Origin of the sequence: Synechococcus sp. R55.4 (assembly GCF_047461935.1) — a bacterium.
Taxonomy (GTDB): domain Bacteria; phylum Cyanobacteriota; class Cyanobacteriia; order Thermostichales; family Thermostichaceae; genus Thermostichus.
Map to the genome: position 1 here is coordinate 17,687 of NZ_JANSIF010000037.1, position 13,998 is coordinate 31,684.

Here is a 13,998-nt window from a genome sequence, read left to right on the forward strand (position 1 = left end):
GGGATCCCTCCGTGGGCCGCGGGCCCAGGGCGGATCCCGCCCTTACTTGTAGCGCCGATAATGAGGAGGGACGGGATGGGCGATGGCGTCTAGCCCGCCTCCTCATTTTCTTCAGTAGGTCGGAGGGAAGGAGCCCTTGCCGGGGACGCCTAGCCTCGTGGTTTTCTGCCCACTCTCAGCGATTTGCCTGCGGACGCCTCCATGCAAAACTTTAAGGACTACTACAAGATTTTGGGGGTCAGCAAAACGGCCACTGCCGATGAGGTGAAACAAGCCTATCGGCGCCTAGCCCGCAAGTATCACCCAGATGTCAACCCCAACGACAAAGCGGCTGAAGAGAAATTCAAAGACATTAACGAAGCCTACGAAGTTCTCTCGGATCCCAGCAAGCGCAGGCAATACGACCAATTTGGCCAATACTATCAGCAGGGCGGGTTTCGCTCCAGCCGCGATGCCTACACCTACAGCAGCAGCCCCTTCAGCCAAGACTTTGGGGGGAGCGGATTTGGGGGGAGTGGCGTCGATTTCAGCCAATTTGATGATTTTCAAGACTTCATCGATCAACTGCTGGGCCGGGTGCGCAGCCAAACCACAGACCGCAGCAGCGGATTTTCGGGATCCACTGGCAACACCAGTTACGATGCTGAGGCCACCATCCAGATCAGCATTCCAGAAGCTTTTGAGGGGGGCAAGCGTCGCCTGCGGGTGGGCGGGGATCGCGTGCTCGAGGTAAACATCCCGCCGGGAATTACGCCAGGGAAGCGGATTCGCCTGCGCGGCCAAGGCCACCCCAACCCCAACGGCGGTGCCGGTGATCTGTACCTTAAAATTGAGCTGAAAGACCACCCCTTCTATCGCCTAGAGGGATTCGACGTTTACTGCGATCTGCCCATCAGCCCCAGCGAAGCGGTTTTGGGCGCCCAGGTGGAGGTGCCCACCTTGGAGGGGGTGGTGAAGCTGCGGATCCCACCTGGCATGCAGCCGGGGCGAAAGTTGCGGCTGGCGGAAAGGGGATTTCCCAAAGGCAACGGAGAACGGGGGGATTTTTACGTGGTGGTGCAGATCCATTTGCCCACCCAGATCTCCGAAGAAGAGCGAGAACTTTACGAAAGGCTGCAGCGGGTTCAATCCTACGATCCCCGCGCCACCCTTAAGCTCTAGCATTGATATTCTCCGATATTCTCCCACGGCCAAAGCCTCAAGATTCTTGACAAGCGCTCCGCGCCGCCTGAAAGCAGGAAGCCGCCCTTCTAGCTTGCTTCCGGTAGCGGTAGGGCGGGGCTGGAGGCCCAGCCTTGGGGTCAAGATGGGGTCCTGCTGGAATCTGGTTGCGTCGGCGGGACGGGAGCTGCATTTGCTTCCAGAGGTTCCTGACGAGAGCATCCCTGGCTCCATTGCAGTTGCCGCAGGATCCCGCGCAACAAGGCCACCTCGGCTACGGTCAGGCCGGCTCGCTGGAACAGGGCGCGAAACTTGAGCATTTTGCGGCGGGCTGTGTGGGGGTGCAGGTAGCCAATTTGCAGCAACAGCGCTTCTAAGTGGTCGAAAAATCCCTCCAGCAGCTCGAAGGGGGCAAGCCTTTGAGGCGAGGGCATAGGAGGAGCAGGGGAAGGGCTCTGGCAGACGAGGGTGTACAGCTCATAGCAACAAATGGCCACGGCTTGGGCCAAGTTTAAAGAGGGATAGGTCGCATCGGTGGGGATCTGGATCTGGCGATGGCAAAGGGCCAGCTCCTCGTTGCTCAAGCCGCGATCTTCGGGGCCAAACACGAGGGCGGCAGGGCCGGCGGCCAGCAGAGCGGGAAAGGCTTGGCGGGGGGACTGAATTTGCCATTCGGGTGGGTAGGTTTGGCTGCGCCCCGTTGTCCCGAAAACCTGCACACACCCTTGCAGGGCTTCGGGCAAAGTTTGCACCTTCCGGGCTTGATGGAGCAGGTCTGCCCCATGCACGGCTGTGGTGATCGCTTCCATATCGAGGGGATCGCATTGGGGATCCACCAGCACCCACTGCCTGAAGCCCATGTTTTTCATCACGCGGGCAATGGCGCCGAGGTTGCGCGGCCCAGCCGGCTGCACCAATACAAGCCGTACCTGCGCCAGTTGTTCAGGGCCAGAGTGGGTTGACATACTCCATGCCCTAAAGAGCAAGGATTCTTGACGCTTCACAGACCGATGCCAGCAAGCTGGTCTTACTAGGACTCCGTCCCGCTGGCGCGAACAGTCTCCACATCCGTTCTAGAGTCGGGCGCTCGCCTTGGCGGCGCGGAGCGCTTTGCCCCATCCCGACTTGCTCTATGCTTCGGGAAGCATTCCCATCCCGGTCGTGGACTGTGCCACAACCGTCGCAGACCACCACCCGAGTAGCTAGGTCAAGCTTGCCCCAATGCCAGCCACACTTCGAACAGTGCTGACTGGTTGCTGCCCAGCGGTCAATGACCCGCACTTCCCTGCCGTACTTGCCCCCTTTTGCCTCGCACAAAGCGCGAAACATCCCCCACCCTTGCCTGCTAATTGCCCTGGACAGTTTGCGGTTTTTCAACATCCCACTTACATTCAGGTCTTCCAAACAAACCACTTGGTTTTCGCTGATGAGCTTGGTAGACAGCTTGTGCAGGAAGTCCAACCGCAGGTCAGCAAGGCGACGGTGCAACTTGGCCATCCTCAGCCTTGTCCGCTCCCACCGCTTTGACCCTTGGACCCGTCTGGCCAATGGCTTTTGCAACTGAGCGATGCGCCGGTACAAAGGCTCATCGTTGGGGCTGTGGTACTGAGCTCTGTTACTTACAGCGGCAACGGTTTTGATGCCCAAATCCACCCCAACGCTGGGAGACTGAGCAGGAACACGCATAGGCTCCACCTCTACGACGAAGCTAACAAAGTACCGCTCCGCGCAGTCCTTGATTACGGTTACAGAGCTTGGTTGACTTGGCAGCGGACGGCTCCAGATAGGCTGGATAGTTCCTATCTTGGCGAGATGCACACGCTCCCCTTTCAGGGAAAAGCTATTGGCCACTAAAGTCAATGACTGCTTTGATTGTTTCTTCTTGAAGTGTGGAAAACCTCCTTTGTTCTCAAAAAAACGCCGGTACACTTGGTCTAAGTGCCTCAAGGATTGCTGTAGGGCAACACTGGATACCTCCTTGAGCCATGCCACTGATTGCTTTAACCCTGTCAGCCGCTTTGACAAAGCGTTGTACCCTGGATACTTGCCAACGGCTTGGCAGTGGGCCAGGGCCTCGTTCCAGACAAACCTGACACAACCGAATACTTTGGCTAGGGCTTGCTTCTGTTGGTCTGTAGGGTAGAACCTATACCTATAGCGGGCTTGCATGGGTTGAAGTTAGGTTGGCGCGTCATCTTAGCATATGGGATTAAGGAGAGACCGCAACAGCGTTTCCAGCTTGCAAGCGCACTTGGTGTTTGTCACCCAATACAAACGCAGGATACTAACGCAGGAAGGTTTGGACTTAATTGCGGCAGCATTTAAGAGCATTGCCCAATCGATGGATTTTGAGATTTTAGAGTTTAACGGTGGAGCAGACCATATTCATCTTTTGATTTTCTACCCACCTAAGTGGTCTATTTCCAGATGGTTAACGCTCTCAAGAGTCTCCAGTCGCAGGTACGGCCAGGCTAAGTTTCCCAAGCCCTACGGCAAAACTGCCTTGTGGAGCCCTAGCTATTTTGCATCGAGTGTGGGTGGGGCTCCTCTACAAGTCTTAGTTGCTTACAGCCAAAATCAAGAAAAGCCGCCCTCAAGGGCGGGGTTTTAGACCCAAATTTTTGATAAAGTCAGAGCACGGTTAGCCCGGAGGAGTGACAACGGCATGAAAGCCATGATCCTGGCAGCAGGCAAAGGCACGCGAGTGCGGCCCATCACCTACATGATGCCGAAGCCGATGATCCCCATTTTGCACAAGCCTGTCATGGAATTTTTGGTGGAGCTGCTGCGGGAACATGGGTTTAACCAAATTATGATCAACACCAGCCACTTGGCCCACCAAATCGAAGACTACTTCCGCGATGGGCAGCAGTGGGGGGTTCACATCGGCTTTTCGTTCGAGGGTCACTTTGAGAACGGCCAGCCGGTGGCCCAGGCCCTGGGATCCGCAGGGGGCATGCGCAAGATCCAGGATTTCTCCGGATTTTTCGACAGCACCTTTGTGGTGCTCTGTGGGGATGCGCTAATCGACCTAAACCTCACGCAGATCGTCAACTTCCACAAAGCCAAGGGAGCGCTGGCCACCGTGGTGTTGCGGGAGGTGGATCCCAGCCAGGTCTCCAGCTACGGAGTGGTGGTAACCGATGAGACGGGTCGCATCACTGCCTTCCAAGAAAAGCCCAGGCGGGAAGAGGCCCTCAGCCACACCATCAACACCGGCATCTACGTTTTCGAGCCGGAAGTGTTCGACTACATTCCCCCCGGCTGCCCCTACGACATCGGCAGCGATCTCTTCCCGGCCTTGGTGAAAGCGGGCGCTCCCTTTTATGGGATCACGGCTGACTTTCAGTGGGTGGACATTGGCCGCACCCACGACTACTGGCTGGCAGTGCAAAAAGTGCTGCGCGGCGAGATCAAGGGGGTCAAGGTGCCCGGGATCCAGATTCAACCCGGCGTATGGACGGGGATCAACATCCGCGCCAACTGGGATCGCATCCACATCGAGCCACCGGTCTACATCGGGGCCAGCAGCTATTTGGCGGACGGGGTCAAACTCATCGGCCCCACGGCAATTGGCTACGGATGTGTGTTGAATGAAGGGTGTACGCTGGATGGCAGCTTGATTTTTAACTACACCCAGATTGCGGCAGGCGTGACCCTACGCCACCAGATGGTGATGGGTCGCTACTGCATTTCCTCGGATGGCAATGCCATCGACACCGAAGAGTCCAACCTCACGTGGCTGATCGGAGATGCCCGCAGCAATGCCAACGGCAAATCCCCATAGCGCCCTCTACCTCTACGGGATCGTCGCTGCCCCTGGCCCGCGTCATCTGAGTGTGGTGGGGCTGGACAAGCAGCCGGTGCAGGTTCATGGGCTGGGATCCCTGGCCTTCTTGTATTCCCAGGCTCGACAAGAGCGCTACCTGGCCAGCCGGGCCAACTTGCTTGCCCATGAAGCCGTGCTGGAAAAAGTGATGAACGAGGGACATCGGGCTCTGCTGCCCCTGCAATTTGGTCTGGTGGTCAGCGGCTGGGAGCAGGTGGAACGGGACTTGGTGCAGCCCCGCTTGGCGGATCTGCTGGCTCTGCTGGAGCGCCTAGAGGGCAAGCGGGAGGTGGGAGTAAAGGTCTTCTGGGATCCCGAGCAGGAGCTCAAGCTGGGGCTAGAGGAAAACCCTGCCCTCAAAGCTCGGCGGGACGAAATGGCCGGCGCTCCTTTGGGATTGGACGCGGTAGTTGAGATCGGACGGGCTCTAGAGCAACTCTTGGAGCAGCGGCGTCAGCGCATTGCCCAAGCCTTCACAGCAGCCCTAAGCCCCTTGGCCAGCGACCGCGTGGAAGGAGATCTGCTCACCGAAAACATGGCCTACAACGGCTCGTTTTTGATCAATTGGGAAGATGAGCCGGTTTTTGCCCAAAAAGTAGAGGAGCTAGACCAGACCTTCCAGGGGCGGCTGCGCATTCGCTACAACAACTTCACCGCTCCCTACAATTTCGTCAAACTTTGACACACTCAGCTGTATTGGGTCACTTCTCTACAAAAGACAAGAGGAGACCGCTCGGCTGAATGGTCGAAGGCAGGGATCCTTTTGGGGATCCGCTCAGGTATTATGGGGATAGGCACTGCAGTGGCTAAGCCGAGGGAGACGGTATGGAGTGGCTTATTTTTATCCTGTTTTTAGCTCTGGCGGTCGGGATGTTAGCCCTGGCCTTTTATTTATCAAGACAAGAAACGTCGAGAAGCTCTGGAGCAGGTGGCCGCACAGCTAGAAATGCGGTTTTCTGCCCAATTGCCGGAAGAGATCCGATCCCGCCTGGTTCAAGCCGGCTTTGGGCTGTTTGAGCAAGGTTATGGGCGGCGTTTCTATAATTCGATGTCCAAGCGGCTGATCGATGGCACTGAGATTACCGTTTTTGATTACCAATACACCCGCGGCAGTGGCAAGAGTTCTAGCACTTATCGCCAGTCCGTCTTCTACGCCTATCACGAGGATCTTCATCTGCCCCGTTTTCGGCTGCACCCCGAAAATGCCCTTTTCCATGGCATCGCCAAAGCTTTTGGCATGCAAGATATCAATTTCGAGAGCCACCCTAAGTTTTCTCGGAGCTATCTCTTGCGAGGACAGGATGAAGCTCAAGTTCGGCTACGTTTTCATCCCGGCGTCCTCAGTTTTTTGGAGCAATATCCCAACTATTGTGCCGAAGGGGCCGGCGCCCACCTCATTCTTTGGCAAAATAACCGACAGGTGAGTCCCGAAGAGATAGCAAAATGGATGCGCTTGGGGGAAGAGTTGACGCAACAGCTGCGGCGTAGGTAGCAGCAGAGCCTACGGCCCCCCGCCGCGAACGGTCAACCTCGGCCTAAACCTCACCCCAAGAGGGTGCGCTGCAATCTCAAGAACCTCTCTACTGAGCGCCGAGGGCCGCCAACAAATCATCTGCCAACAACACCGCCGTATAGACCAAAGCCTGTCGTTGCTCAGGAGACAAATCGCCGACGGGAGTCTGGGGATTGCTCACGATACCCTGCAGTACTCTGCTGGCTATGTATTCCCGCTTGGAAACCCCTGGGCTGGAGATGGTGGGGTTATCCAGAGAGAACTTCTGATGGTGCTCGAAGGGGAAGGCGTATTCGGGGGCAACCGGCATCGCTCGACTCCAGATGGATCTCTACACTCTGCTTTGCCTATTTTCCCATCCTCTCTCGCTGGGGATTTTAAAAAAGCGGTGCCTCAAAAAAGACATAACGGGTTATCGTAATCAGAGAGATCCCTATGTGGGGGAAGGATCTGGGCTGCTCTCCCTTGGGAACAGTGGACATGCATTTGAGGGATTCTTTTCGACGCACCAAAATTGTTGCCACCATCGGCCCTGCCAGCTCAAATCCAGCCATTCTCAGGGAGATGATCCTGCAAGGGGCAACCACCCTTCGCCTGAACTTCTCCCATGGGGATCACGAGCTACACCGCCGCAGCATTCGCCTGATCCGCCAAACCGCGATGGATCTGGGCATCCAGGTCGCCATCTTGCAAGACCTGCAGGGGCCCAAAATCCGCTTGGGCAAGTTCGCCGAAGGCTCGATCACCCTCAAGGCAGGGGATCCCTTTGTGTTGACCAGCAAACCTGTCTTGGGATCCCAAGAGCGCAGTTGGGTCACCTACGACAAGCTGGCCCAGGAAGTGCCCGAAGGAGCGACGATCCTCATCGACGATGGTCGAGTAGAGATGCGGGTGGAAGCCGTGGATCCGGAAGCGGGCGAACTCTTCTGCCGCACCATTGTCGGGGGTACCCTCTCCAACAACAAGGGGGTCAATTTCCCCGGTGTGCGCCTGAGCATCCGCGCCGTGACCCCAAAGGATAAAGAAGATCTCTACTTCGGCCTCAACCAAGGGGTGGATTGGGTGGCCCTCAGCTTTGTGCGGGATCCCTCTGATGTGCTGGAGCTGCGGGAGCTCATCGCCTCTGCCAAACGGCCTTCTTCGGGCTCAGCCGACAAGCGGGTACCCATCATCGTCAAGATCGAGAAACACGAGGCCATCGAACAACTGCCCCAGATTTTGGCCCTCAGCGACGGTGTGATGGTGGCACGGGGAGATCTGGGGGTAGAGCTGCCCGCGGAAGAGGTGCCGATCCTGCAGAAGCGGGTGATCGCCCTGGCCAACTCCCTGGGGATCCCGGTAATTACGGCCACCCAAATGCTGGACAGCATGGTGCACAGCCCCCGACCCACCCGTGCCGAGATCTCCGATGTGGCCAACGCCATTTTGGATGGCACCGATGCCGTTATGCTCTCCAACGAGACGGCTGTGGGCAAATACCCTGTCGAGGCCGTTGCCACCATGGCCCGCATTGCCGTGCGCACCGAGCGCGATTACTTTGACCTGACCTACGCCGACCGACGACAACGCCTTCGCACCCTTGCCATGCAGGAGCTGAGCCAAAACAACGGCAACAGTCCTGCCGGGATGCGGCCCAAAACCCTGATCACCGACTCGATTAGCCGCGCCGTGGGGGAGATCGCCCAAGAGTTGGATGCTGTAGCCGTGATGACCCTGACCAAAACAGGGGCTACTGCTCGCAATGTCTCTAAGTTTCGCCCCCGCACTCCCATCCTAGCCGTAACCCCCCATGTGGAAGTGGCACGGCGGCTGCAGTTGGTTTGGGGAGTTCATCCGCTGTTGGTTATGGATTTGGCCACCACCCGCCAGACCTTTCAAGCGGCCATCAGCTTGGCTCAGGAAGATGGCTTGCTCAAGGATGGCGACTTGGTGGTGCTCAGTGCAGGAACCCTGCCAGGCGTTGCGGGATCCACCGATCTGATCAAGGTGGATGTGGTGAAAGCGGTGGTGGCTCAAGGCAAAGGGTTTGGCAAAGGCATTGTCAGCGGCCCGGCCCGCATCTTGAGATCCAGCCTCGATGCCAGCAAAATCACCGCCGGAGACATTTTGGTTGCCCAATCCACCGACGCCAACTATGTGGAGGCGATCAAACAGGCAGCCGGCGTGATTACCGAAGAAGAGGGAGCCTCCTCTCATGCAGCAGTCATTGGCCTGCGGCTGGGAGTGCCGGTGCTGGTGGGGGTCAAGGATGCTACCCGCTTAATCCGGGATGGATCTATCGTCACTCTGAACCCAGAAAAAGGCATAGTGACCGCAGGAGCCGATGGCTTGGGCTTTTAAGCGGGCCTTAAGGTTGCCTGCAATACAAACTTGTATCTCTTGCTACGAAACGAGACCCAGTTCTATGATGGGGGTAGCGAGGCAAGATTTTCCCTGACCCTTCGGTGCGTCCCATCCATTCCACGTGTAGGTTAAGCTATGCCCACTTTACAAGCCACCCACTATGCGGTTGAGGCCATCCAGGAGGAAGCTCGTCGCCTCATTCAGCAGGGGGTCTTACGCCGCTCTGCAGCCATTGCCCACCTGCAACCCTTTTTCCCGCAGCGGGAGTGGCAGGCGATTGCCCAAGAGCTGGAGCTGCAAGACTACTGCCCCTCGGATCCCCTCTGCGATTTGATCGGCAACTGCGAGGAGTGGAGCGAAGACTAAGCCTCGATCTGCCGAGGATGGCAAGCGGTCGGCGTTGGCAGACAGCCAATGCCTCTTTTTATTCCAGCCGTTTTTTCCTCCTCTAATCTGTCGGCGGCTAAGCTGGATGAACTATAGTCAGTAATTAAACATCCCTTTTCGCCGGGTTCGCATGGGTCAGACGGCTGTCATTGCCACCTCAGATAGAGGTCTCGACCTGAATAGCCTCGGTTTTGAGGTGCCAGGGTGGCTGCGTGCTCTGCTTTCCGGTGCCGAGGATCCCGGCGATGGGTTGCGGCCCTACACGGCTGAAGAAGCCGATCTGCTGCGCCGTGCCTTTGAGTTTTCTTACTGTTTGCATCAGGGCCAAAAACGCAAATCGGGGGATCCCTACATTGCCCATCCGGTAGCCGTGGCCACTCTCCTGCGGGAGCTGGGGGGAGATGCGGTGACGGTGGCAGCGGGCCTTTTGCACGATGTTATTGAGGATACAGAAGTTACCCCAGAAGCCCTGGAAGCTGAATTCGGCTCTGAAGTTCGCCTACTGGTAGAAGGAGTTACCAAACTCTCTAAGTTCAATTTCTCCAGCAAAACCGAGCAGCAAGCGGAAAATTTCCGCCGCATGTTTGTGGCCATGGCCAAAGATATTCGAGTCATCGTGGTCAAGCTGGCGGATCGCTTACACAACATGCGCACGCTGCAGTATCTCTCCCCCAGCAAGCAACGGCAGATTGCAGCCGAAACAATGGAAATTTTCGCCCCTTTGGCCAACCGGCTGGGGATCTGGCACTTCAAATGGGAACTGGAGGACCTGGCTTTTAAGTATCTGGACTACGAAGCTTACCGGAAGATCCAGGAATTGGTCAATGCCAAGCGCGCCGAGCGAGAGGCAGAGATTCAAGCTTTTATCGAAGAGCTGCGGCAGAACCTTCTTCAAGCGGGACTGGAACGCTTTGAGATCAGCGGACGGCCCAAACATTTGTACAGCATCTATCGCAAGATGCAGCAGCAGCGCAAAGAATTTCACGAGATTTACGATCTCTCAGCAGTTCGGGTAATCGTACATACCAACAGCGAGTGCTATCGGGTGCTGGCAGTCGTTCACAACTGCTTTCGCCCCATCCCCGGGCGTTTCAAAGACTACATTGGTCTGCCCAAGGCCAATCGTTACCAATCTTTGCACACGGCGGTGATTGGCCCGCAGGGACGACCGGTGGAGGTGCAAATTCGTACCGAAGAGATGCACCGCGTGGCTGAGTACGGGATCGCCGCCCACTGGAAGTACAAGGAGGCCGGCAGCACCACTGTCAAGCCCGACGAGGAGCGCTTCACCTGGCTGCGACAGCTGTTGGAGTGGCAAAACGACCTCAAAGATGACAAGGAGTATCTGGACACCCTTCGCGAGAACCTGTTTGAGAGCGAGGTTTACGTCTTTACGCCCAAGGGGGACTTGCTGGCTCTGCCCCAGGGATCCTGTCCGGTGGACTTCGCCTATCGCATCCACTCCGAAATTGGGGATCACTGTGCAGGAGCGCGGGTAAACAACAAGATCGTGCCCCTGGATACCCGCCTGCGCAACGGCGACATTGTGCAGATCATCACGCACAAAAATGCCCATCCCAGCCTGGACTGGATCAATTTCGTTGCCACCAGCTCTGCCCGCAATCGCATTCGCCAATGGTTTAAGCGCTCCAATCGCGAGCAAAACATCGCGCGGGGCCGGCATTTACTGGAGCGGGAACTTGGCAAAACGGGCTTTGATGCCCTGCTCAAATCAGAGCGGATGCAGAAGGTAGCCGAAAAGCTCAACTACGCCAGTGTAGAGGATTTGTTAGCCGCTCTGGGTTATGGTGAGACAACCCCCACGCTGGTGATCCATCGGCTGCAGGAGGTCAGCAGGCCGGCAGTATCTGCTCCCACAGAGGAGGAATCGCTTGAGGGATCCAAGCTGTTGTTGCCACGGGCTTCTGCGGCTCCCAGTTCTATCAAATCCCAATCTCCCATTCTGGGGGTGGAGGGTCTGAAACACCAGTTGGCCAAGTGTTGTAATCCGCTGCCGGGGGATCCGATCTTGGGCGTGGTCACCCGCTTTAAGGGGATCAGCATCCATCACCGGGATTGCCCAAGGGTGGCCCAGGTTTCGGGGGAACGGCTGGTGCCGGTACGATGGAACGAAGAGCAACTGCGGCAGAGCGCCCAGATCTACCCGGTAGAACTGCATCTGGAGGTTATCGACCGCGTTGGGGTGCTGCGGGACATTCTTTCCCGTCTATCGGATCAAGGCATTAATGTTCGCAATGCTAAGGTACAAACTTTTGCCAACCGCACCGCCCTGATCGATCTCTGTATCGATGTACGTGATAAGAAACAGCTCACCCAGGTTCAAAGTCAACTGCGCCAGCTTTCTGACGTGATCGTGCTGCGCTCCCGCCATCACCAAAACGGATCCCGTTGACCTACGCCTGGCCCTTCGCGGGTACGGACTCTAGACCGCATCCCTATTGCGACTCGCTCCTGCAGCAGCCCAATTTTGGGTCAGGCGCTGTCCCATCCTCATCCTGACCTCCTTTGCCGCTTCTGGTGCGCAGAGCGCTTTCCCGCTCCTCTGGGGTCTTGCCAAAAATCCCGTGTCAGCTCACAGGTGGCCAGGCAAGGCCGACAAGCCCAGAGCAATATCCCAGGCTTTCTTCGACAGCCTGTGGAAAACCTGTGGAAATCCAGCGAAGCCCGCCCCAGCTCCGGTGGAATCCCCAGCCATATCTAGGGGGAAGGATTCACTACCTTAGGGGATCTCACACTGACTGTGCGTTAATTTTTATGAATTTGTCAGAAAACCATAACATTAGCCTGTGGAAAACCTGTGGAAAAACCTGGAAAATCTGTGGAAAACCTGTGGAAAAACCCCCCAAGTTATTAACAGGTATAAATACCCTGTGGAAAAGTGGCCAAGTTATCCACAGTTTTTCCACAGGTGGGGAATAGGCTCAAAAGCTCATGGCACAAGGTGTTGACGATCACTTTCCACAGTTTCCACAGCCCCTACTACTACTAGATCAAAAAATTAAATTAGGCAGGGATCGAAATTTCAGATCTGTCCTACGCGCGAGGCAAATTTTCCAAAACTCGACCGCAAGGGGAGGGATCCAACCGGGGCAGTCGGTGTAGGATCTGCGTGTGCAGCCCTCAAGTGCCCCCCATGGTGCAAGCTCAACGTCCTGTGGATCGAGAATCGGAAACCGAGTCGTTCGCGCCGGTGTTGCGCAGCAGCAAGACTGCAGCTCCTCAGCGTGGGGAGGGATACCTTGACGGGGCCGTGGACTCGTCTCCGGAGGGTTTCAGCTTCACCTGCGAGCAAGCCGATCTCAGCCACCACCTCACTTCCGTTGGACGGGCTGTGGCCAGCCGCCCCGCCCTGCCCGTTTTGGCCAATGTGTTGGTGGAGGCCGACGCGGAAACTCAGCGGGTTGCTTTGACCGCCTTTGACTTGAACTTGTGCATTCGCAGCGAGTTCGAGGCTCAGGTCAGGGGATCCGGTCGCACCACCCTGCCGGCCAAGCTGCTCAGCGACATCGTCAGCCGTCTGCCCAGCGGCCCAGTGACTCTTGACGCGAGCAGCCAAGCCCAGGAGAGTGCCCCTGTGATTCTCATGTCGGCAGCCGGCCAGTACCAAGTGCGCAGCATGTCGGCTGAAGAGTACCCCACCCTACCGGAAATATCGCTCCGCACCGCCGACGCAGATGGCGATTTTGCGGGGGAGGAAAGCCCAACAGCTCAGGCCCTGGAGCTGCCCATCGAGAGCCTGTTGCAAGGGATCGGCCAAACCCTTTTTGCGGCCTCTGGAGATGAGACCAAGCAGGTGCTCACAGGAGTGCATGTCAAGCTCTTGCCAGGGGATCCCCCTTGCCTGGAGTTTGCAGCCACCGATGGGCATCGTCTGGCGATGGTGCAGGTGGAGGCCGAAGGGATCCCGGTTGCTTCGGCCCATGGGGAAATAGGGTTGGATTTCACCATTCCCGCTCGCACTTTGCGAGAGGTGGAGCGCATCCTCGGCACCCAGACCGCGGCCTCTACGGTGGAATTGCGGTTTGACCGATCCCAGGTGCAGTTTGTGCTGCCTCCTCGCGCCAGCAAAACGCAGTGCCAACAGCGGATCACCAGCCGCCTTTTGGAGGGCCAATATCCCGACTACAACCGCCTGATTCCCAGGCAATTTGAGCGGCAGATAACCCTGGAGCGTCGGCCTTTGATTGAGTCGCTGGAACGGGTGGGAGTACTTGCTGCCCAAAGAAACGACATCGTCAAGTTCAATCTTTCTGCCGCAACCCAAACCCTGCGCATCAGCACCGAGGCGCCCGATGTAGGAAGTGGCGAGGAATCGTTGCCAGTGCAGATGTCTGGTCCTGACCTGGAGCTGGCCTTCAATGTGCGTTACCTGCTGGATGCCCTCAGGGTGTTTCATACGCAGCAGGTGAGCCTGGAGCTAAACGGCGCCACGCAGCCGGCCATCTGGAAGCCCCTTGGGGCAATGCGGCTCTGTTATTTGGTTATGCCGGTGCAGCTACGGGCTACCTAGTCTTAGGAGAGCTCCACCCAGCTCTAGTCCAAAACTCTCAAGATCATCTCAGTACAAATCTACAGTTGTTTGTACAAATCTACAGTTGTTTGCATTGCCCCCTCTCCCAGAGGGAAAGGAGCCAGGGATGGTCGCGGAAGCGGCGCCGAGCGTTCAGGGAGCATGCCTCTAACCCCCAAAACCCTGAACTTTGCTGAATTTACTGAGCTTTAGGCGGTTTGGCAAAAGTCATTG

General features: G+C 57.0%; 12 protein-coding genes. 9 read left to right on the plus strand and 3 right to left on the minus strand.

Features of this window, described 5'->3' with window-relative positions:
- Nucleotides 1–201: 201 nt before the first annotated feature.
- The gene (locus NW842_RS09445) at nt 202–1,161 is read left to right on the plus strand and encodes a DnaJ C-terminal domain-containing protein (RefSeq protein ID WP_414329479.1); all 960 of its coding nucleotides are present in this window, start codon (nt 202–204) and stop codon (nt 1,159–1,161) included.
- A 140-nt stretch (nt 1,162–1,301) separates the two neighbouring features.
- Here NW842_RS09445 and NW842_RS09450 read toward each other — a convergent pair whose 3' ends face one another.
- Together NW842_RS09450 and NW842_RS09455 are read right to left on the minus strand one after the other, a co-directional pair.
- Entirely contained in the window at nt 1,302–2,126 is an 825-nt protein-coding gene (locus NW842_RS09450; RefSeq protein ID WP_414417918.1) for an RNA methyltransferase, read from the minus strand.
- Between the two features lie 10 nt (nt 2,127–2,136).
- On the minus strand, nt 2,137–3,330 hold the full coding sequence (locus NW842_RS09455; RefSeq protein ID WP_414374316.1) for an RNA-guided endonuclease InsQ/TnpB family protein: 1,194 nt from the start codon (nt 3,328–3,330) through the stop codon (nt 2,137–2,139).
- A gap of 34 nt (nt 3,331–3,364) precedes the next feature.
- Here NW842_RS09455 and tnpA point away from each other — a divergent pair, with 34 nt between their 5' ends.
- The 4 genes from tnpA (at nt 3,365) to NW842_RS09475 (ending at nt 6,482) form a co-directional block, all read left to right on the plus strand.
- Entirely contained in the window at nt 3,365–3,772 is a 408-nt protein-coding gene (gene tnpA, locus NW842_RS09460; RefSeq protein WP_414357785.1) for an IS200/IS605 family transposase, read from the plus strand.
- Nucleotides 3,773–3,826: 54 nt separating this feature from the next.
- Nucleotides 3,827–4,948 carry a sugar phosphate nucleotidyltransferase gene (locus NW842_RS09465; protein ID WP_414374319.1) on the plus strand — a complete coding sequence of 374 codons (1,122 nt, stop codon included), beginning with the start codon at nt 3,827–3,829 and terminating at the stop codon, nt 4,946–4,948.
- Nucleotides 4,926–5,672 (plus strand): GvpL/GvpF family gas vesicle protein, encoded by a 747-nt coding sequence (locus tag NW842_RS09470; RefSeq protein WP_414374322.1) that lies wholly within the window; start codon nt 4,926–4,928, stop codon nt 5,670–5,672. The genes NW842_RS09465 and NW842_RS09470 overlap by 23 nt, the downstream gene beginning before the upstream one ends.
- A 264-nt stretch (nt 5,673–5,936) precedes the next feature.
- Nucleotides 5,937–6,482, plus strand: coding sequence for a hypothetical protein (locus NW842_RS09475; RefSeq protein ID WP_414374324.1), 546 nt, complete (start codon nt 5,937–5,939; stop codon nt 6,480–6,482).
- 88 nt (nt 6,483–6,570) lie between these two features.
- Here the strand turns inward: NW842_RS09475 and NW842_RS09480 are convergent, their stop codons facing one another.
- Entirely contained in the window at nt 6,571–6,813 is a 243-nt protein-coding gene (locus NW842_RS09480) for a hypothetical protein (RefSeq protein ID WP_414351871.1), read from the minus strand.
- A gap of 170 nt (nt 6,814–6,983) precedes the next feature.
- Here NW842_RS09480 and pyk point away from each other — a divergent pair, with 170 nt between their 5' ends.
- The 4 genes from pyk to dnaN all read left to right on the plus strand — a co-directional run bounded on the left by pyk (nt 6,984) and on the right by dnaN (nt 13,764).
- Nucleotides 6,984–8,843, plus strand: a complete 1,860-nt coding sequence (pyk, locus tag NW842_RS09485; protein ID WP_414374333.1) for a pyruvate kinase — start codon at nt 6,984–6,986, stop codon at nt 8,841–8,843.
- A 138-nt stretch (nt 8,844–8,981) separates the two neighbouring features.
- Entirely contained in the window at nt 8,982–9,212 is a 231-nt protein-coding gene (locus tag NW842_RS09490; RefSeq protein WP_414342658.1) for a DUF4327 family protein, read from the plus strand.
- A gap of 151 nt (nt 9,213–9,363) precedes the next feature.
- Nucleotides 9,364–11,646 carry a RelA/SpoT family protein gene (locus NW842_RS09495; protein WP_414417919.1) on the plus strand — a complete coding sequence of 761 codons (2,283 nt, stop codon included), beginning with the start codon at nt 9,364–9,366 and terminating at the stop codon, nt 11,644–11,646.
- 741 nt (nt 11,647–12,387) lie between these two features.
- Nucleotides 12,388–13,764, plus strand: a complete 1,377-nt coding sequence (gene dnaN, locus NW842_RS09500) for a DNA polymerase III subunit beta (RefSeq protein ID WP_414374331.1) — start codon at nt 12,388–12,390, stop codon at nt 13,762–13,764.
- Nucleotides 13,765–13,998: the final 234 nt, after the last annotated feature.